Source organism: Klebsiella aerogenes KCTC 2190 (assembly GCF_000215745.1).
Lineage (GTDB): Bacteria > Pseudomonadota > Gammaproteobacteria > Enterobacterales > Enterobacteriaceae > Klebsiella > Klebsiella aerogenes.
This window is the reverse complement of the sequence record NC_015663.1, coordinates 2,205,545-2,224,014: the sequence shown is the minus strand read 5'-3', so window position 1 is coordinate 2,224,014 and position 18,470 is coordinate 2,205,545. Positions and strand designations below refer to the sequence as shown.

Genomic DNA, 18,470 nt, shown 5'->3' with positions numbered 1-18,470 from the left:
TTTTTGCCGTCAGGCGTTATTGTCGCGCAGCGTTAAAACAGGTCACATCCACTTCAACTTTGCAATCCACCACCAGGTCCGCCACGCAGCAAATGCGCGCTGGCGGATTATCGCCAAAGAACTCGCGAAATACCTTATTGAACGACTGGAAATAGCGCGCGTCGGTGAGGATCACTTTCACGTGTACCACGTCCGCCAGGCCGTAACCGGCTTCGCTCATGATGTCGACGCAGTTCTGGATCGCCAGCCGCGATTGTTCGACGATGCCGCCTTCCACGACTTCGCCATTTTTCATCGGCGTCTGCCCGGAGACATATAGCCATCCGCCGGCTTCCACCGCGCGGGCAAACGGCAGATGCTGACCGCCGGTGCCGGTACCGCCTTCTACGCCATAACGTTTGATACTCATACTCAACTCCTTAGTCCATCCGACGGCGCAGGAAACGCCCTGCCCGCCCGGTAATTTTCTTATCACTGCCGTAGCTCATCACGCCGTTGACCATCACCGCCTCAATGCCGTCCGCCGGTCGTTTCGGGTCGGAGAAACTGGCGACATCGCGCACCGTCTGCGGGTCAAACAGCACCAGGTCGGCAAAGTAGCCAATTTTCACCAGCCCGCGATCCGCCAACTGGAAGCGCGCCGCCGACAGCCCGGTCATCTTGTGTACCGCGGTAGTCAGCGGGAATAACTGCTCGTCGCGGCTATAGTGGCCGAGTACCCGCGGGAAGGCGCCCCACAGGCGAGGATGCGGCATCGGATCGTTCGGCAGCCCGTCAGAGCCAATCATGGTGACCGGATAGCGCATCACTCGCCGTACGTCCTGCTCATCCATGTTGTAGTAGATAGCGCCCGCCGGCATCAGCCGCGCCGCGGCGTCGTGCAGGCTCACCTGCCACTCATTGGCGATCTGCTGCAGCGTTTTCCCCGCCTGCTCCGGCTGCGCTTCGGACCAGGTGATCACGATATCAAACTCATCGGTCACCTGTTTCATATCCAGCGTCGACGAGCTGGCGGAGTAGGGATAACAGTCGCAGGCGATATCCTGCTGCTGGCGCATCTCATCGAAAAACGCCAGCGTTTCTTTGGTACGCCCCCAGTTTTTCGCCCCGGCGCACTTGTGGTGTGAAACCACCACCGGCACGTTGCCGTGGCGGCCGATGCGGAAGGCTTCATCCAACGCCTCGAGAATCGGCTCAAACTCTGAACGTAAATGGGTGGTATAGATGCCCTTCCCGGCTGCCAGCTCTTCCGCCAGCGCCATCACCTCTTCGGTAGTCGACTGGAAGGCGCTGGCATAGGCCAGCCCGGTACTGAGCCCTAATGCTCCCTGGCGCAGCGCATCGCGTAGCTGTACGCGCATACCGGCGATTTCCGTCTCGCTCGCCGGACGAAACAGATCGTCCATATGGTTATTACGCAGCGCTGTGTGACCGATTAGCGTGCCGACGTTCAACGACGGTCGCGCCGCTTCCACCGCGTGGGCATAAGCCTCCACGGTGGGATAGATAAAGTGCTGCTGTTCGCCGAGGAGATTCATCGGGTCCGGCACTTCCCCGCGCATGGTGGCGGTCGCCGCGCTGATCCCGCAGTTGCCGACGATCACCGTCGTCACCCCCTGGCTGAGTTTCGGCAAGTACTCAGGCATACGGATAACGTTGATATCATCATGGGTATGCACATCAATAAAGCCCGGCGCCAGTACCCGCCCCTGGCCATCAATCACCTGCTCCGCCGCGACATCCAGCGCCGGGGCGATAGCCATTATTCGGTCGCCCTTCACCGCCACATCAGCACGGTATTGCGGCCCGCCGCTCCCATCGATCACCGTGACGTTTTTGAAAAGCCAGTCAACTTTCATAGCAATTACTCCCTTTCGACATGCCGATAAGTTAACCATTTACAAGCGCAAAAAACAGTGGAAAACTACGCAAAACCCAGATCATTTTGTGATACTTTTATTCAAAACGAATAACATTTTTATATTAAAAATATATTTATCAAATAGTTATAAATGATACCAAGAGACTAACCGATTATAACCCCTGAAAGGATAGTGTTATGAAATACCATTCAGCACCGCTCATCCCGCACAAATCCGCCCTCATGTCCGCGCCGGCTAATCTGCTGGCGGAAGAGGTCTGTCTACCCGCCGCGCTGCTAAAAAAGTCGGCGCTGGAAAATAATATTTCATGGATGCAGCGTTACGCCGACGCCCGCGGGGTGTCGCTGGCGCCGCATGGCAAAACGACAATGACGCCATGGATATTTCAGGCGCAGCAGCGAGCGGGAGCGTGGGGGATCGGCGTGGGCAGCGCCTGGCAGGCCAGCGCGGCGATGGCCAGCGGCATCCAACGCGTCCTGATGGTCAATCAGCTGGTCGGCAAGGCCAATATGCAGGTGGTCGCGCAGCTAAAAGCCCACTATCGGGCAGTGGATTTTATCTGCTGCGTCGATAGCGAGGCTAACGTACGCACCCTCTCCGCTTTCTTCACCGCCCAGGGACAAACGCTGGATGTGCTGATTGAACTTGGCGTGCCGGGCGGGCGCTGCGGCTGTCGTAGCGTTGATGACGCGCTGGCGCTGGCGCAGCGGGTAAGCGATCTGCCGGGGTTACGGCTACGCGGACTGGAATTGTATGAAGGAGTGCTGCACGGCGACGATCCGCAACCGCAGGTGGAAGCGTTATTACAACAGGCCGCGGCGCTTGCCTGCCGCATGGAGTCGCTGGTTGACGGCGAATTTATTCTCACCGGCGCGGGCACCGTCTGGTATGACGTGGTGTGCAACATCTGGCTGGCGGCGGCAAAACCGCGCCGCTGCCGTATCGTCATCCGCCCTGGCTGTTATATCACCCACGATCGCGGGATCTACGATCTCGCACAACAAGAGCTGATCGCCCGCGATCCGATTGCCTGCGATCTCGCCGGCGATCTTACATCAGCGCTGGAGCTGATGGCGATGGTGCAATCGGTGCCTGAGGCGGATCGCGCGGTGGTAAACTTCGGCAAGCGCGACTGCGCTTTCGACGCCGGGCTGCCGCAGCCGATCACCCATTATCGTAACGGCCAGCAGTTAGCGCTGCGCGCGGAGTCGATCGTCAGTATCGGCATCATGGATCAGCACTGCATGCTGCGCCTGGCGCCGGGCAGCGATGTGCAGGTCGGCGATATTCTGCTGTTCGGCACCTCGCACCCCTGTCTGACCTTTGATAAGTGGAAGACGTTGCTGCTGGTCGATGACGACTACAATGTGCTGGACGAGCTCGACACGCTGTTTTGACAGGCATCCCGGGTGGCGGCGCTTCGCGCCTTACCCGGGCTACACAACCCGCGACGTTCGGTAGCCGGCTAAGCGTAGCGCAAGCAGGGGGATGCCCCAGTGGCGGCGCTTCGCGCCTTACCCCGGCTACACAACCCGCGACGTTCGGTAGCCCGGCTAAGCGTAGCGCAAGCCGGGGGATGTCCCGGGGGACGGCGCTTCGCGCCTTATCCACCCTGGCGCAAGGCGCAAATCTCATCATGCAATGAACGGCTGATGGCGACCCCCTGCCGCTCACTCTGCTGGCGGCAGGCGAAACGCCGCTCGCCCGGCAGCCGCGCGCCCTGATCCTGCATCGCATTGAACAGCGTTTCGGCGCGCTCCAGCTGCTCTTGTGCCTGCGCGCCGAGAAAGCGCTGCGGATCCAGCGCCAGGATAAGCTCGCCGCCGTAGGGGAGACCTCCCGCGCCGTTATCCCACGCCAGCGATTCGGCGCTGGTCATATCGCCAATAAGCGGCCCGGCCAGCAGCTCAACCATTGCCGCCAGCGCCGAGCCCTTATGGCCGCCAAAGGTTAACATCGCGCCGTTCAGCACCTCTGCGGCATCGGTCGTTGGCTGTCCCTGACTGTCGATTCCCCACCCTTCAGGTAGCGCTTTGCCGGCGCGCTGATGCAGCTGTATCTCTCCGCGCGCCGCGGCGCTGGTCGCCATATCAACAATAAACGGCGGTTTGTCCCGCCGCGGCCAGCCAAAAGCTATAGGATTGGTGCCGAACAGCGGACGCGTGCCGCCCGCCGGGGCGACCCAGGCGTGGCTTGGCGTGCAGGCCAGCCCCACCAGCCCTGCCTCGGTCAACGGCTCAATATCGGCAAACAGCGCGGAAAAATGGACGCAGCGGTTAATCGCCAACGCCGCAATGCCGCTGTGCCGCGCCTTCTCCAGCAGTAACGGCAGCGCGCGCTCGTAGGCCAGCAGCGAAAAAGCGCCGCCGGCGTCCGCCCGCGCAATCGCCGGCGCCTGATCGTGGATTTGCGGCTCGGCATCAGGCGATACCTTACCTTTACGCAAGGTATCGACAATGCCCAACAGCCGCCACAGGCCGTGGGAAGCGCAGCCGTCGCGCTCCCCGGCGGCCACATTACGTGCAATGGCCGCCGCGTGGTCGGCGCTAAATCCATTGGCGCTGAGTACCTCCAGCGCCAGGTCATAAGCTTCAGGTAACGATAGAGTTACCGACTCCATACTGTTCTCCTTTACTCTTCTTCGTCTCCGCTAAAGTTAGCCTGCGGCAGGCAGCTGCGCGCCCCCCAGTAGTAAATCCCCAACGACATCGCCGCCACCAGCACCGTATCCCAGGGGTGACCGATAACATTAAGCCCGCCGAAGCTGCCCAGCCAGGAAAAGAGGATAATCAACGCATAAAAAACGATCAGCCACAGCGAAGACTTCACCTGCTGCGCCAGGCTCACGGTATGTTCCGGCACCTTACCTTTGCACATCACGTAGACGACAAACATCACGATTTGCAGCCCCAACAGCCACGAGAGCGTATTCCAGCCGGACCAGTAGACAATCAGCGCCGAGATCATAAACGATACCGGGCCGATGATGCCGAAGGCGCGCACGCGGAACGGCCGCGGCAGATCCGGCGCGTTGCGGCGCAGCCCGGCGGCAGTCACCGGGGCGATGGCGTAGCTCAGCACCAGGGCTGCCGATACCACGCTAATGAGCTGTTCCCAGGAGGGGAACGGCAGCGTCCAGAAAATCGACAGCCCAAAGGTCAGCCATAGCGCCGGGCGCGGAATCCCGGACGCTTTATCAATATGGGTAAAGGCCTTAAAGAAAGTACCCGCCTTCGCCCAGCCGTAGATCACCCGCGGCGTCGCGTTCATATAGATATTGCCGGTGCCGCTCGGGGAGATAATCGCATCGCTTATCACCATAAAGGCCAGCCAACCCATGCCGAGGGTAATGGCGATATCGCGATACGGCAGCGAGAACTGTTTGCTCACCTCGGCCCAGCCGCCGTTCAGCATCTCGGTGGGGATACTGCCAAGGAACGCCAGCTGCAGCAGCACGTAGATAATCGTCGACAGCACCACTGATAAAATCAACGCAATAGGGATAGTCCGCTGCGGCTTTTGTACTTCGCTGGCCACCGAGATAATCGGCGTCAGTCCCAGATAAGCGAAGATAATTCCGCCCGCGCTGATCGCCGCTTCCACCCCGGACATGCCGAACGGCGCAATCCCCTGAGCGTGCAGGTTCTCCGGTTTAAAGAAGGCGAACAGCGTCACCACCACCAGCAGCGGCACCAGAAACTTGAGCACGCTGATGAAGTTGTTCGATCGGGCGAAGGTCTTAACGCTGTAGTAGTTAAGCGCAAAGAAGAAACAGAGTAGCAAGAACTGCACCACCCACCCCAGCAGCGTCGGCGAACTGGAGCCCGGTTGGGTCAGCGCCGGAAACCAGGCGGCGGCATATTGCCGGGCGGCGACAATTTCAATCGAGATCAGGCTGGAGAAAGCGATCAGGGTGATGAACCCCAGTAGATAGCCCATCAGCTCGCCGTGGGAAAAGACCGGGTAGCGAATAATGCCGCCGGCGCGCGGCAGCGCCGCCCCCAGCTCGCAGTAGACAATCCCCAGCAGCAGCACCGCAAAGCCGCCGATCACCCACGATGCGATCCCGGCCGGACCAGCGATGGATGCGACGTGGCTGGCGGCGAATAACCATCCGGAGCCGAAAATTGCCCCCAGGCCGATAAAGGTGAGATCGGTTAGGGTCAGCTGTTTTTTAAACTTACCCGACTCTGCAACGCGGGTTTGACTGTTATGCGTAGAGTGAATGGTCATGGTGATGCCCTTGCGTCAATGAGAGGAGGAAATCGCTTCCCGGGTCCACTGGCCGTTGACCAGGCGCAGCAGGTTCAAAGGGTTCGCATCCTGCAGCGCCGGCGGTAACAGGGCGGCGGGCGCGTTCTGCAGACAGACCGGGCGCAGAAAGCGTTCAATCGCCCGGCTGCCGACCGAGGTCCCGCGTGCGTCGGTGGTCGCCGGCCACGGGCCGCCGTGGACCATCGCATCGCACACTTCCACGCCGGTGGGATAACCGTTAAACAGCACCCGTCCGGCCTTCTCACAAAGCAGCGGTAGAAGGCTCGCCGCCAGCGGGCCATCATCCGCCTCGGCATGCAGCGTCGCGGTGAGCTGACCCTGCAGCGCTTTCACCACCGCCTTCAGTTGGGCCTCATCATCCACTTCCACCAGTAGCGATAGCGGGCCGAAAACTTCGGTCTGCAGCAGCGTATCCTGCGCCAACAGATCCTCGACCTGAGCCTGCCACAGCAGGGTCTGCGCCTGCCCGGCGCCGGCGGCGATGCCGCTCGCCAACTTCTCGATACGCGGGTGCGCCGCAAGCGCCGCCACGCCCTGACGGTAGTGCTGAAGGGTCGGCGCATTGAGCAACACCTGCGGCGGGGAGCCCGCTACCGCCGCGCACAGCGCCGACTTAAAGCGTTCCAGCCCGGCGCCGCGCAGCGCCAGAATCAGCCCCGGACGGGTACAGAACTGGCCGCCGCCGAGGGTGAATGACGCCACCAGCTCGTTTGCCAGCGCCTCGGCCCGCGTCTGCAGCGCCTGCGGCAGAATAATCAATGGGTTAATCGCCGACATTTCAGCAAACAGCGGAATTGGCTGCGGGCGCTGCTGCGCCAGCTGATACAGCGCCTTACCGCCGGCTAACGAACCGGTAAAGCCGACGGCCTGAATCGCCGGATGACGGACCAATTCGGCGCCGATATCGGTCCCGAAAATCATATTGAATACGCCGCCGGGTAAACCGCACCGTACCACCGCCCTGACGATCGCCTCGGCGGTCAGCTCGGCGGTGGCCATATGGCCCGGATGGGCCTTCACCACCACCGGACAGCCAGCCGCCAGCGCCGAGGCGGTATCGCCGCCGGCGGTGGAAAAGGCCAACGGAAAGTTGCTGGCGCCAAACACCGCCACCGGCCCTAACGCCTGCTGATACTGGCGCAGGTCCGGGCGCGGCAGCGGCTGACGGTCGGCTAAGGCGATATCAATACGGGCGGCGAAGGTATCGCCGCGCAGGATCACGCCAGCAAACATCCGCAACTGGCCGCTGGTGCGCGCCCGTTCACCCTGTAGCCGCGCCAGCGGCAGCGCGGTCTCCTGCCCGGCGATAGCAAAAAACGCCTCGCCCAGCGCATCCAGTTCATCAGCAATGGCGTTGAGAAAGCGCGCCCGCTGCTGCGGCGTGGTTTGTGAATAGACGGCAAAGGCCTGCTGCGCGGCTTCTGCGGCCTGAGCGGCTTCCTCACAGGAAGCCGGATAAAAGCGGTGGCCGGTGGCTTCGCCGTCCACCGCCCGCAGGCTCAATAGCGTCGCCTCACCGCTGGCAATACGGCGTCCGGCGATAAACTGCCGTCCCGCCATGGTCTGAGATGCATTCATATTGACTCCTGTGCTCAGAGGCCGACATCCGGCAGCGTCGGACGAGTGGCCAGCGCCTGTTCAACGATCGCCACCACCTGCTGGCGCGTTTCGCCTTCCAGCGCCAGACGCGGCGGACGGGTAATGGCGCTACCGCGGCCCAGCAACTCTTCACACAGCTTGATGCACTGCACCAGATCCGGACGCGCATCGAGATGCAGCAGCGGCATGAACCAGCGGTACAACGCCATCGCCTCTTCGTAACGCTGCTGGCGGGCGAGACGGAATAACGTTTCCCCTTCGCGCGGGAAGGCGTTGGACATTCCGGAGATCCAGCCTTCCGCGCCGACGGCAATACTTTCCACCACCACGTCATCCAGCCCGGCAAACAGCACGAAGCGGTCGCCAACGGTGTTACGCAGGTCGATAAAGCGGCGGGTATCGCCGGAGGAGTCTTTAAAGCAGACGATGTTGTCGCAGTCGGTCAGGGTGGCGAGAATGTCCGGCGTCACGTCGTTTTTGTAAATCGGCGGGTTGTTGTAGACCATAATCGGCAGGTCGGTAGCGCTCGCCACGCTGCGGAAGTGGGCCGCGGTTTCATGCGGTTTTGAGGAGTAGACCAGCGCCGGCATCACCATGATCCCGTCGACGCCGACGCGCTCCGCCTCTTTCGCCATTTTCTGGGCAAAGGCGGTGGTGAACTCGGCCACCCCGGCGATGACCGGAATTTTGCCGCCGGCGGCATCCTTCGCCACCTCGATAATCTGTAGTTTTTCATCGGTGCTCAGCGAGGTGTTTTCACCCACGCTGCCGCATACCACCAGCCCGGAAACGCCATCTTTCACCAGGTTTTTCATCACCGCGTGAGTGGCGTCTAAATCGAGGGAGTAATCGCTACGAAACTGCGTGCTGACCGCCGGGAATACGCCGCTCCAGTGAATCGCTTTTTTGCTCATGCTCGGTTCCTTGTCGTCATTTTGTTAAGTCGAAGTGAATGAATGGTGAATATTCACTGACAGATTGACGTGTCGCGGAACCGGCGGCTTGTCGGTTTTCCCTCAATACGATGACGAAATTAGCACAGTCGGCAAAAGTGTGAGCCAGCGTTTATCCGAGCAGCGTGAGGCGAAAATCGCGCGGCGTCGAGCCGGTCATCGCCTTGAACTGGCGGCTAAAGGCGCTGTGATCGGTATACCCGCACTGCAGGGCGATATCGGTAATCGGCGTATCGCCAGCCAGCAGTTCGGTAGCTTTTTCCAGCCGCACTTTGTGGATCATTTGCCGCGGTGTGAGATGAAAGATCCGTTTGCAGTAGCGTTCGATCTGCGCAATCGACATTCCGCTTAAGGCGGTCAACTCTTCCATGGCGATCGGCCGGTGATAATGGCGGCGGATATGATCGTCGACGATCGCCAGCCGCTGCCACGCCGGATGGCGGGCGTGGGCCTCCTGCAGATCGTGCGAGATCCCGGCCATGCCGATCACCTGCCCGCTGATATCGCGTAGCGCCAGTTTCTGCGTCAGGCACCAGCCGCGCTCGCGACCATTGTAGAGATGCATTTCCAGCTGATCGCGCAGGGTCACGCCTTCGCGCAACACCCGAAGATCCTGCTCGGTATAACCCTGACCCAGCGCGGAAGGAAAGACATCGGCGGAGGTTTTGCCCAGCAGCGAGGAGACGCTTTTGAAACCACAGCGGCGGGCCAGCGTCAGGTTCGCCAGCAGATAGCGCGCCTGACGATCTTTGATAAAAAAGACCACATTAGGGATGGCATTGAGCAGGGGCGCAATCAGCGCCAGCGCATTCAGCAGCGCGGGCATATTTTCCGGCCGCTGGCGCGCCAGCCCTTCGCAGATCTGGCTTAGCTCATCGACGGCCAGCTCAGGTTGGTTAACCGCGCGCGGCGGCGGCGCATCAGAAACACCGATCATAAGGCCTCCTCATGGTAAGTGACCGAAGGATATTTATTCACTTTCCGTTAACACCTCAAGCAGCAACCGTCGGTTTTGCGATCCTGGATCCGCTTTACGCCTTCCCCTGGTTTAGCCACTGGCACAATGGTCGCTTTCGGTTTACCACAGCATTAAACAAATGATTAATAAGAAATAACTATGTGAAATAGAAATATACCGCGCTCATTACTGTGCAGATTTCGTCATTTTCTCTGACGAAAGCGCTCAAGCAGGTCGGGAAAGGTTGCGCCAGCATGATGAAACATGTTGTTAACTTCCGGAGAGCCTGATGACCGCGCCACGCCCCCCTATTACGTTGAGAGCTATTGATTCACACACCGGCGGCGAACCAACCCGCCTGATCGTTGACGGATTCCCCGACCTCGGCGACGGCAGCATGGCGGAGCGCCGCGTCCGCTTCGCCCGCGACTTCGACCATTGGCGTCAGGCGGCCATTCTCGAACCGCGCGGTAATGACGTACTGGTCGGCGCGCTGCTGTGCAAACCGGTCTCGGCGGCGGCTACCGCTGGCGTGATTTTCTTCAACAACGCCGGTTTTCTGAATATGTGCGGCCACGGCACAATCGGGCTTATCGCCTCGCTGGCCTGGCTTGGGCGTATCAAGCCTGGCGTACATCTGATTGAAACGCCGGTCGGCGACGTAAGCGCCACGTTGCACGACGATGGCAGCGTATCGGTGCAAAACGTCCCGGCCCGTCGCTGGAAAAAACAGATCCGCGTTGAAACCGCGCTGGGTCCCGTCATCGGCGATATTGCCTGGGGCGGCAACTGGTTTTTCCTGATTAACGACCACCCGTTCGCCATTACCCCCGAACAAATTCCACAGCTCACCGACTACGCCTGGGCAGTGCGCGAGGGGCTGGAAGCCGCGGGGATCCGCGGCGACGACGGAGGAGTTATCGATCATATTGAGCTGTTCGCTGATGACGATACCGCCGACAGCCGCAGCTTCGTACTCTGTCCGGGAAAGGCCTGGGATCGCTCGCCGTGCGGTACCGGCACCAGCGCCAAGCTGGCCTGCCTGGCGCAGGATGGCAAGCTGCAGCCGGGGGAAATCTGGCGTCAGGCCAGCATCATCGGTAGCCAGTTTACCGCCAGCTACCAACGCACCGCTGAAGGCATCATCCCAACGATCCGCGGCGAAGCCTGGGTCTGCGGCGATAACCAATTGATCCTCAACCCTGACGATCCCTTCTGCTGGGGGATCGCGCCGTGAAGCAGTGCGACGTCATCGTGATCGGCGCCGGGATCATCGGCGCCGCCTGCGCGTGGCAGCTGGCGAAGCGGGGGCAGAGCGTGACGCTTATCGATGACGGTCAGCCTGGCGCGACGGCGGCCGGTATGGGCCATCTGGTGTGCATGGATGACGACCCCGCCGAGCTTGCATTATCGGCATGGTCGCTGGAACGCTGGCGCGCTATCACGCCACGGATGCCCGACAATTGCGCCTGGCGCGGCTGCGGTACGCTGTGGCTGGCGGAAAGCGAAGAAGAGATGGCCGGGGCTGGCGACAAACAGCGGCGGATGGCCGGCCATCAGGTGCACAGCGAACTCCAGACCCCGCAGCAGATCGCCGGGCGCGAGCCGCTGCTGCGCGACGGGCTGGCCGGCGGCCTGTGGGTGCCAGGCGATGGCATCGTCTACGCGCCGAACGTCGCCCGCTGGCTGATTACCGATGCCGGAAACCATCTTACCTGCCTGCGCGATAGCGTACAGACGATTGACGAGCCGCAGGTGCTGCTCGCCAGCGGCAAACGGCTACAGGCGCGGGCGATCGTGGTGGCCTGCGGCCTTGAAGCTAACGCGCTGTTAGCGGAAAACTGGCTGCGACCGAAAAAAGGCCAACTGGCGATTACCGATCGCTATGGGCCGCAGGTGCATCACCAGCTGGTTGAGCTGGGTTATGGCGCCAGCGCCCACGGCGGCGGCACCTCGGTGGCGTTTAACCTTCAGCCGCGGCCAACCGGCCAGCTGCTAATTGGCTCTTCGCGTCAGTTTGATAACCGCAAGCGCGAGTTGGATCTGCCCTTGCTGGCGCAGATGCTCGATCGCGCCCGCCATTTCGTGCCGGCGCTGGCGACGTTGAATATCATCCGCTGCTGGAGCGGCCTGCGCGCCGCCTCGCCGGATGGCAACCCGCTGATCGGCCCGCACCCCACCCGCCGTGGTTTATGGCTAGCGCTGGGCCATGAAGGGCTGGGCGTCACCACTGCCCCGGCCTCGGCTGAACTGCTGGCGGCGCAGATCCTCGATGAACGCTGCCCATTGGCTCCCGACGCCTGGCTCCCGGCTCGTTTATCTCAACAGGAGGCGATTGCATGAATGCCACGCTCACTATCATCGTTGATGGCGAAGCGCTGACGGTGCCGGAAGGGATCAGCGTGGCGGCGGCGCTGGCGTTGACCGGCGACCCCACCACCCGCCAGGGGGTTAACGGCGGCCTCCGCGCGCCGTTTTGCGGCATGGGCGTCTGCCAGGAGTGCCGGGTCACCGTCGATGGCCTACGGGTGCTGGCCTGCCAGACCCTGTGCCGGTCCGATATGCAAATAGAAAGGAGCCGCGATGAACACGCTGCGCTGTGACATTTTAATCCTCGGCGCCGGCCCCGCAGGGATGGCGGCCGCGCTCTCCGCCGCCGCCTGCAATAAACAGGTGATTATTCTCGACGATAATCCCGCCCCTGGCGGGCAAATCTGGCGTGCCGGTCCGCAGGCGACGCAGCCCGCCCTGGCCCGGCGCTACCGCGACGCCATCGCCGCGTCTGCCGCCATCCGGTTAGTGAACGGCGCGCGGCTGATTGCCCGCCCCTCCGCGTACAGTGTGCTGTTTGAAACCGCCGACGGCGGTGGCGTGGTTCACTGGCAGAAACTGATCCTCTGCTGCGGCGCGCGCGAGCTGTCGCTGCCCTTTCCCGGCTGGACCTTACCCGGCGTGACCGGCGCGGGCGGCCTGCAGGCGCAAATCAAACAGGGCCTGGCGCTGAAAGGAGAAAAGGTGGTGATTGCCGGCAGCGGTCCGCTACTGCTGGCGGTGGCGGATACGGTGAACAAGGCCGGAGGCGAAGTGACAAGTATCATTGAGCAAGCGCCGCTACCGGCACTGCTGCGCTTCGCCGGTGGGCTGTGGCGCTGGCCGCAGAAGCTGCGCCAGTTAGCGACGCTGGCTCCGAAAGGCTATCTTAGCGGCACGCAGGTGATCCGCGCTCACGGCACAACGCGGCTGGAAGCCGTTACGTTGCGCCAGCGCGGCGTCGAGCGAACTATCGCCTGCGATCGGCTGGCTATCGGCTACGGGCTGATACCCAATATCGAGACGGCGCTGCTGTTTGGCTGCGCCACGGCGCAGGAGGCGATACAGGTTAACCGCTGGCAGCAGACCAGCATCGCGGATATCTACGCCGCCGGCGAGTGCACCGGTTTCGGCGGTAGCGAACTGGCGCTGGCGGAGGGCGAAATCGCCGGTTTTGCCGCCGCCGGGGCCAGCCATCAAGCGCAGGCGTTATTTGCCCGCCGCGCCCGCTGGCAGCGCTTCGCCGACGCCATAAATCGCGCCTTCCGGCTGGCGGAATCTTTGAAAAACGCGGCGACGCCGGAGAGCCTGCTGTGCCGCTGCGAGGATGTGCGCTGCGGCGATGTGGCGGCCGCCGGAGGCTGGCCGCAGGCCAAACTTACCCAGCGCTGCGGAATGGGCGCCTGTCAGGGGCGCACCTGCGCCGCCAGCGCCCGCTGGTTGTATGGCTGGCCGCTGCCGCAGCCGAGAGAACCGCTGGCCCCTGCCCGCGCGGAAACGCTTATTGCCCTCGCCAGGTTGAGCGCCGAGCCGTAACCGCTACTCTTCTTCATCACCGCGCCCGGCAGGGACGCCAAGCGCAATAAACTCCTCCAGCAGCGTGGTCAACTGACGCATCTTCTCCGCCGTAAACTGCGCTTCTATCTGCCGGTAGGCCTCTTCCACCTGCGCCTGGGCGCTCTCATACAGCGCCAGCCCGGCGGGCGTCAGCGACAGGTAGAGCTTGCGCTGATCGTTGACCGGTTTTAAGCGCAGCACTAAACCGTCGCGCTCCATGCGCGTCAGAATCCCGGTCAGGCTGGGGCGCAAAATGCAGGCGCGCCAGGCCAGGTCGTGGAAATCCATCGATGGGTTTTCCGCAAGGATACGCACAATACGCCACTGCTGTTCGGTCAGGTTGTGGCGTTTGACGATCGGCCGGAAATGGGCCATCGCCGCTTCCCGCGCCTGCAGCAGCGCAATGGTTAATGAATCATGCATGGTATCCCCTCAACAACGCTCACCAAAACTTATTAACAATTTAATAATTAGCCATAATCCTGCCATGTACAACCGGTTTCTGCACCTGAAAAGTACCAGTCGTTTATAAAAATAAAATTAATCCTTTGATATAAAACGAATAAATAATAAATATGTAAATATTGTGTTAATCAGATCACAAAACATTCACTTCTATTTGCCAAACCAGCGCGCAAAGAATAAAAGATGATCATTAACATATTAATGAAATCCCTTTGAATCCGAAATCAGTACCAGAGGAGTGGTGAATGAAAGGTACCATCTTCGCCGTTGCGCTCAATCATCGCAGCCAGCTCGACGCCTGGCGCGAAGCGTTTCAACAGGCCCCCTACAAGACGCCGCCGAAAACCGCGGTCTGGTTCATCAAACCCCGCAATACCGTGATTGGCGATGGCGAAGCCATTCCCCATCCGCAGGGCGAGACCGTACAAAGCGGCGCGACGGTGGCGCTGATTGTCGGCAAAACCGCGCGTAAAGTGGCGGCGGAAGAGGCGGCGCACTATATCGCCGGCTACGCGCTGGCTAACGACGTTAGCCTGCCGGAAGAGAGTTTTTATCGCCCGGCGATCAAAGCCAAATGCCGCGATGGCTTCTGCCCCATCGGCGCGCTGTCGGCGGTGCGCAACGTCGATAACCTGACCATCATCACCGAAATCAACGGCCGCGAGGCGGATAGCTGGCATACCGGCGATCTGCAGCGTAACGCCGCGCAGCTGCTTAGCGCCTTAAGCGAGTTCGCCACCCTCAATCCCGGCGACGCGATCCTTATCGGCACGCCCCACTCCCGCGTCACGCTGCGCCCCGGCGACCGCGTACGAATTCTCGCCGACGGTTTCCCGGCGCTCGAAAACCCGGTTGTCGCAGAAGGAGAGCTGGCATGAAACAGGCACGTATTGAATGGCAGGGACAGGTACGCGACGTGCTGGTCGATGAACGCGACCAGGTGCGCCTGCCCGATGGCACGGTATTGAAAGAAGGCGAATTCCGCTGGCTGCCGCCCGCCGACGGCACGCTGTTCGCGCTGGGGCTGAATTACGCCGACCACGCCAGCGAGCTGGAGTTTAAACCGCCAACCGAACCTTTGGTGTTCATCAAAGCGCCGAACACTTTTATTGGCCACCAGCAGCAGTCGGTACGCCCGGATAACGTCGAATATATGCACTACGAAGCCGAACTGGTGGTGGTGATCGGGAAAACCGCGCGCCGCGTCAGCGAAGCCGAGGCCATGGACTATGTCGCTGGCTATACCGTGTGCAACGACTACGCGATCCGCGACTATCTGGAAAACTACTACCGCCCGAACCTGCGGGTGAAAAGCCGCGACACCCTGACGCCGATCGGCCCGTGGATCGTCGCCAAAGAGGCGATCCCGGATCCGCATAATCTGGCCCTACGCACCTGGGTCAACGGCGAACTGCGCCAGCAGGGCACCACCGCCGATCTGATCTTCAGCATCCCGTTCCTCATCGCTTATTTAAGCGAATTTATGACCCTGCAACCGGGCGACATGATCGCCACCGGCACGCCGAAAGGGCTATCCGATGTGGTGCCGGGCGATGAGGTGATCGTTGAAGTCGAGGGCGTGGGCCGCCTGGTCAACCATATCATCAGCCAGCAAGCGTATGAGGAGACACTGTCATGAAAAAGATTAACCATTGGATCAACGGTAAAAACGTTGCCGGCGCAGACTATTTTCATACCACCAACCCGGCCACCGGCGAGGTACTGGCTGAAGTCGCCTCCGGCGGCGAAGCCGAAATCAACCAGGCGGTAGCGGCGGCGAAAGAGGCCTTCCCGAAGTGGGCTAACCTGCCGATGAAAGAGCGCGCGCGCCTGATGCGCCGCCTGGGCGATCTGATCGATCAGAACGTCCCGGAGATCGCGGCGATGGAAACCGCCGATACCGGCCTGCCTATCCACCAGACCAAAAACGTGCTGATCCCGCGGGCGTCGCATAACTTCGAATTTTTCGCCGAAGTGTGCCAGCAGATGAACGGCAAGACCTATCCGGTCGACGACAAGATGCTTAACTACACCCTCGTGCAGCCGGTTGGCGTCTGCGCACTGGTGTCGCCGTGGAACGTGCCATTTATGACCGCCACCTGGAAGGTGGCGCCGTGCCTGGCGCTAGGCAATACCGCGGTGCTGAAAATGTCCGAGCTGTCGCCGCTGACCGCCGATCGTCTGGGCGAACTGGCGCTGGAAGCCGGGATCCCGGCTGGCGTGCTCAACGTGGTGCAGGGCTATGGTGCCACCGCTGGCGACGCGCTGGTACGCCATCATGATGTGCGCGCCGTCTCCTTCACCGGCGGCACCGCCACTGGCCGCAACATTATGAAGAACGCCGGCCTGAAAAAGTACTCCATGGAGCTCGGCGGAAAATCGCCGGTGCTGATTTTTGAAGACGCCGATATTGAGCGCGCGCTCGACGCCGCGCTGTTCACCATTTTCTCGATCAACGGCGAACGCTGCACCGCCGGTTCACGCATTTTCATTCAGCAGAGTATTTATCCGGAGTTCGTCAAGCGCTTCGCCGAGCGCGCCAACCGCCTGCGCGTAGGCGATCCGACCGATCCGAATACCCAGGTCGGCGCGCTGATTAGCAAGCAGCACTGGGAGAAAGTGTCCGGCTACATTCGCCTCGGTATCGAAGAGGGGGCCACCCTGCTGGCCGGCGGCGCGGATAAGCCGTCCGATCTGCCGGCGCATCTGAAAGCCGGCAACTTCCTGCGCCCGACGGTACTGGCGGATGTCGACAACCGCATGCGCGTCGCCCAGGAAGAGATTTTTGGCCCAGTCGCCTGTCTGCTGCCGTTCAAAGACGAAGCGGAAGGGCTGCGCCTGGCCAACGATGTGGAATACGGCCTGGCGTCGTACATCTGGACCCAGGACGTCAGCAAAGTGCTGCGTCTGGCGCGCGGTATTGAAGCCGGGATGGTGTTCGTCAACACCCAGAACGTGCGCGACCTGCGCCAGCCGTTCGGCGGCGTGAAGGCCTCCGGCACCGGCCGCGAAGGCGGCGAATACAGCTTTGAAGTATTCGCCGAAATGAAAAACGTCTGCATCTCGATGGGCGACCATCCGATCCCGAAATGGGGAGTCTGATATGGGTAAGTTAGCGTTAGCAGCAAAAATCACTCACGTGCCGTCGATGTATCTGTCTGAGCTGCCGGGGAAAAACCACGGCTGCCGTCAGGGCGCGATCGACGGGCATAAAGAAATTGGCAAGCGCTGCCGTGAAATGGGCGTTGATACCATCATCGTGTTCGATACCCACTGGCTGGTCAACAGCGCCTACCACATCAACTGTGCCGACCATTTTCAGGGCGTCTACACCAGTAACGAATTGCCGCATTTTATTCGCGACATGACCTACGACTACGACGGCAACCCGGAGCTGGGCCACCTGATTGCCGACGAGGCCGTCAAGCTTGGCGTACGCGCCAAAGCGCACAATATTCCGAGCCTGAAGCTGGAGTACGGCACCCTGGTGCCGATGCGCTACATGAATAGCGATAAGCATTTCAAAGTGGTGTCCATTTCCGCCTTCTGTACCGTTCACGATTTTGCCGACAGCCGCAAGCTGGGCGAGGCCATCCTCAAGGCCATCGACAAATATGACGGCACCGTAGCGGTGCTGGCCAGCGGTTCGCTGTCGCATCGCTTTATCGACGACCAGCGCGCCGAAGAGGGGATGAACAGCTATACCCGCGAGTTTGATCATCAAATGGATGAGCGCGTGGTGAAGCTGTGGCGCGAGGGCAAATTCAAAGAGTTCTGCACCATGCTGCCGGAGTACGCCGACTACTGCTACGGCGAAGGCAACATGCACGACACGGTGATGCTGCTCGGCCTGCTGGGTTGGGATAAATATGACGGCAAGGTGGAGTTTATCACCGAGCTATTCGCCAGTTCCGGTACCGGCCAGGTTAACGCCGTGTTCCCGCTGCCGGCGCAGGCGTAAGGAGGCCGTATGCCGCATTTTATCGCCGAGTGTAGCGACAATATCCGCGAACAGGCCGATTTACCGGGGCTGTTCGCTAAAGTCAACGAGGCGCTGGCCGCCACCGGTATCTTTCCGATTGGCGGCATTCGTAGCCGCGCCCACTGGCTCGATACCTGGCAGATGGCCGACGGCAAGCATGATTACGCCTTCGTGCATATGACCCTGAAGATCGGCGCCGGGCGCAGCCTTGAGAGCCGTCAGGAGGTGGGCGAAATGCTTTTCGCGCTGATCAAAGCCCACTTTGCCGCGCTGATGGAGAGCCGCTATCTGGCGCTGTCGTTCGCCATGGAAGAACTCGACCCGACGCTGAACTACAAACAGAACAACGTGCACGCGTTATTTAAATAATACATCGAGGCTCAAGCAGGTAGCCCGGCCGAGCAACGCGACGCCGGGGTTTGCTCCGGGCCACCCCGGGGTCGGCGTAAACGCCTCGCCCGGGCTACTCGATTGTGCACATTTCCGGT

19 protein-coding genes are annotated in these 18,470 nt (G+C 61.1%); 11 read left to right on the top strand and 8 right to left on the bottom strand.

Annotated elements, in window-relative coordinates:
* Nucleotides 1-16 precede the first annotated feature (16 nt).
* Complete coding sequence (locus tag EAE_RS10625; RefSeq protein ID WP_015368415.1) at nucleotides 17-409, bottom strand: RidA family protein; 393 nt, start codon at nucleotides 407-409, stop codon at nucleotides 17-19.
* Nucleotides 410-419: 10 nt separating this feature from the next.
* Nucleotides 420-1,859: an N-acyl-D-amino-acid deacylase family protein gene (locus EAE_RS10620; RefSeq protein ID WP_015704304.1), complete on the bottom strand. Its 1,440-nt coding sequence runs from the start codon at nucleotides 1,857-1,859 to the stop codon at nucleotides 420-422.
* Between EAE_RS10620 and EAE_RS10615 the strand changes: the two genes are divergently transcribed.
* Together EAE_RS10615 and EAE_RS10610 are read left to right on the top strand one after the other, a co-directional pair.
* The gene (locus EAE_RS10615) at nucleotides 1,837-2,016 is read left to right on the top strand and encodes a hypothetical protein (RefSeq protein WP_042929906.1); all 180 of its coding nucleotides are present in this window, start codon (nucleotides 1,837-1,839) and stop codon (nucleotides 2,014-2,016) included. The genes EAE_RS10620 and EAE_RS10615 overlap by 23 nt on opposite strands.
* A 43-nt stretch (nucleotides 2,017-2,059) precedes the next feature.
* Complete coding sequence (locus EAE_RS10610; RefSeq protein WP_015704303.1) at nucleotides 2,060-3,280, top strand: amino acid deaminase; 1,221 nt, start codon at nucleotides 2,060-2,062, stop codon at nucleotides 3,278-3,280.
* Nucleotides 3,281-3,486: 206 nt separating this feature from the next.
* On the opposite strand, the gene EAE_RS10605 is transcribed toward EAE_RS10610, so the two are convergent.
* The 5 genes from EAE_RS10605 to EAE_RS10585 all read right to left on the bottom strand — a co-directional run bounded on the left by EAE_RS10605 (nucleotide 3,487) and on the right by EAE_RS10585 (nucleotide 9,647).
* On the bottom strand, nucleotides 3,487-4,503 hold the full coding sequence (locus EAE_RS10605; protein WP_015704302.1) for an Ldh family oxidoreductase: 1,017 nt from the start codon (nucleotides 4,501-4,503) through the stop codon (nucleotides 3,487-3,489).
* Between the two features lie 11 nt (nucleotides 4,504-4,514).
* Nucleotides 4,515-6,116, bottom strand: a complete 1,602-nt coding sequence (locus EAE_RS10600) for an APC family permease (RefSeq protein ID WP_015704301.1) — start codon at nucleotides 6,114-6,116, stop codon at nucleotides 4,515-4,517.
* 15 nt (nucleotides 6,117-6,131) lie between these two features.
* The gene (locus tag EAE_RS10595; protein WP_015704300.1) at nucleotides 6,132-7,736 is read right to left on the bottom strand and encodes an aldehyde dehydrogenase (NADP(+)); all 1,605 of its coding nucleotides are present in this window, start codon (nucleotides 7,734-7,736) and stop codon (nucleotides 6,132-6,134) included.
* 14 nt (nucleotides 7,737-7,750) lie between these two features.
* Nucleotides 7,751-8,671, bottom strand: a complete 921-nt coding sequence (locus EAE_RS10590) for a dihydrodipicolinate synthase family protein (protein WP_008807565.1) — start codon at nucleotides 8,669-8,671, stop codon at nucleotides 7,751-7,753.
* Between the two features lie 151 nt (nucleotides 8,672-8,822).
* Nucleotides 8,823-9,647, bottom strand: coding sequence for an AraC family transcriptional regulator (locus EAE_RS10585; protein WP_015368421.1), 825 nt, complete (start codon nucleotides 9,645-9,647; stop codon nucleotides 8,823-8,825).
* A 310-nt stretch (nucleotides 9,648-9,957) separates the two neighbouring features.
* Between EAE_RS10585 and EAE_RS10580 the strand changes: the two genes are divergently transcribed.
* Genes EAE_RS10580 through EAE_RS10565 form a run of 4 tightly spaced genes read left to right on the top strand, consistent with a single transcriptional unit; the run spans nucleotide 9,958 to nucleotide 13,514 of the window.
* Entirely contained in the window at nucleotides 9,958-10,905 is a 948-nt protein-coding gene (locus tag EAE_RS10580; RefSeq protein WP_015704299.1) for a 4-hydroxyproline epimerase, read from the top strand.
* Entirely contained in the window at nucleotides 10,902-12,011 is a 1,110-nt protein-coding gene (locus EAE_RS10575; RefSeq protein WP_015704298.1) for an NAD(P)/FAD-dependent oxidoreductase, read from the top strand. The genes EAE_RS10580 and EAE_RS10575 overlap by 4 nt, the downstream gene beginning before the upstream one ends.
* Nucleotides 12,008-12,271 carry a (2Fe-2S)-binding protein gene (locus EAE_RS10570; RefSeq protein ID WP_015368424.1) on the top strand — a complete coding sequence of 88 codons (264 nt, stop codon included), beginning with the start codon at nucleotides 12,008-12,010 and terminating at the stop codon, nucleotides 12,269-12,271. The genes EAE_RS10575 and EAE_RS10570 overlap by 4 nt, the downstream gene beginning before the upstream one ends.
* Nucleotides 12,252-13,514 (top strand): NAD(P)/FAD-dependent oxidoreductase, encoded by a 1,263-nt coding sequence (locus tag EAE_RS10565; protein ID WP_015704297.1) that lies wholly within the window; start codon nucleotides 12,252-12,254, stop codon nucleotides 13,512-13,514. Before EAE_RS10570 ends, EAE_RS10565 begins: the two co-directional genes overlap by 20 nt.
* A gap of 3 nt (nucleotides 13,515-13,517) precedes the next feature.
* Here the strand turns inward: EAE_RS10565 and hpaR are convergent, their stop codons facing one another.
* Nucleotides 13,518-13,958, bottom strand: a complete 441-nt coding sequence (hpaR, locus tag EAE_RS10560; RefSeq protein ID WP_015704296.1) for a homoprotocatechuate degradation operon regulator HpaR — start codon at nucleotides 13,956-13,958, stop codon at nucleotides 13,518-13,520.
* Nucleotides 13,959-14,245: 287 nt separating this feature from the next.
* Here hpaR and EAE_RS10555 point away from each other — a divergent pair, with 287 nt between their 5' ends.
* Genes EAE_RS10555 through EAE_RS10535 form a run of 5 tightly spaced genes read left to right on the top strand, consistent with a single transcriptional unit; the run spans nucleotide 14,246 to nucleotide 18,351 of the window.
* Nucleotides 14,246-14,878 (top strand): fumarylacetoacetate hydrolase family protein, encoded by a 633-nt coding sequence (locus EAE_RS10555; protein WP_015704295.1) that lies wholly within the window; start codon nucleotides 14,246-14,248, stop codon nucleotides 14,876-14,878.
* Nucleotides 14,875-15,639 carry a fumarylacetoacetate hydrolase family protein gene (locus tag EAE_RS10550; protein WP_009485356.1) on the top strand — a complete coding sequence of 255 codons (765 nt, stop codon included), beginning with the start codon at nucleotides 14,875-14,877 and terminating at the stop codon, nucleotides 15,637-15,639. The genes EAE_RS10555 and EAE_RS10550 overlap by 4 nt, the downstream gene beginning before the upstream one ends.
* A complete protein-coding gene (gene hpaE / locus EAE_RS10545) occupies nucleotides 15,636-17,102 on the top strand; it encodes a 5-carboxymethyl-2-hydroxymuconate semialdehyde dehydrogenase (RefSeq protein ID WP_008807572.1) in 1,467 nt (488 codons plus the stop codon). The genes EAE_RS10550 and hpaE overlap by 4 nt, the downstream gene beginning before the upstream one ends.
* 1 nt (nucleotide 17,103) lies before the next feature.
* Nucleotides 17,104-17,961: a 3,4-dihydroxyphenylacetate 2,3-dioxygenase gene (gene hpaD, locus EAE_RS10540; protein ID WP_009485358.1), complete on the top strand. Its 858-nt coding sequence runs from the start codon at nucleotides 17,104-17,106 to the stop codon at nucleotides 17,959-17,961.
* A gap of 9 nt (nucleotides 17,962-17,970) precedes the next feature.
* Nucleotides 17,971-18,351 (top strand): 5-carboxymethyl-2-hydroxymuconate Delta-isomerase, encoded by a 381-nt coding sequence (locus EAE_RS10535; protein ID WP_015368431.1) that lies wholly within the window; start codon nucleotides 17,971-17,973, stop codon nucleotides 18,349-18,351.
* Nucleotides 18,352-18,470: the final 119 nt, after the last annotated feature.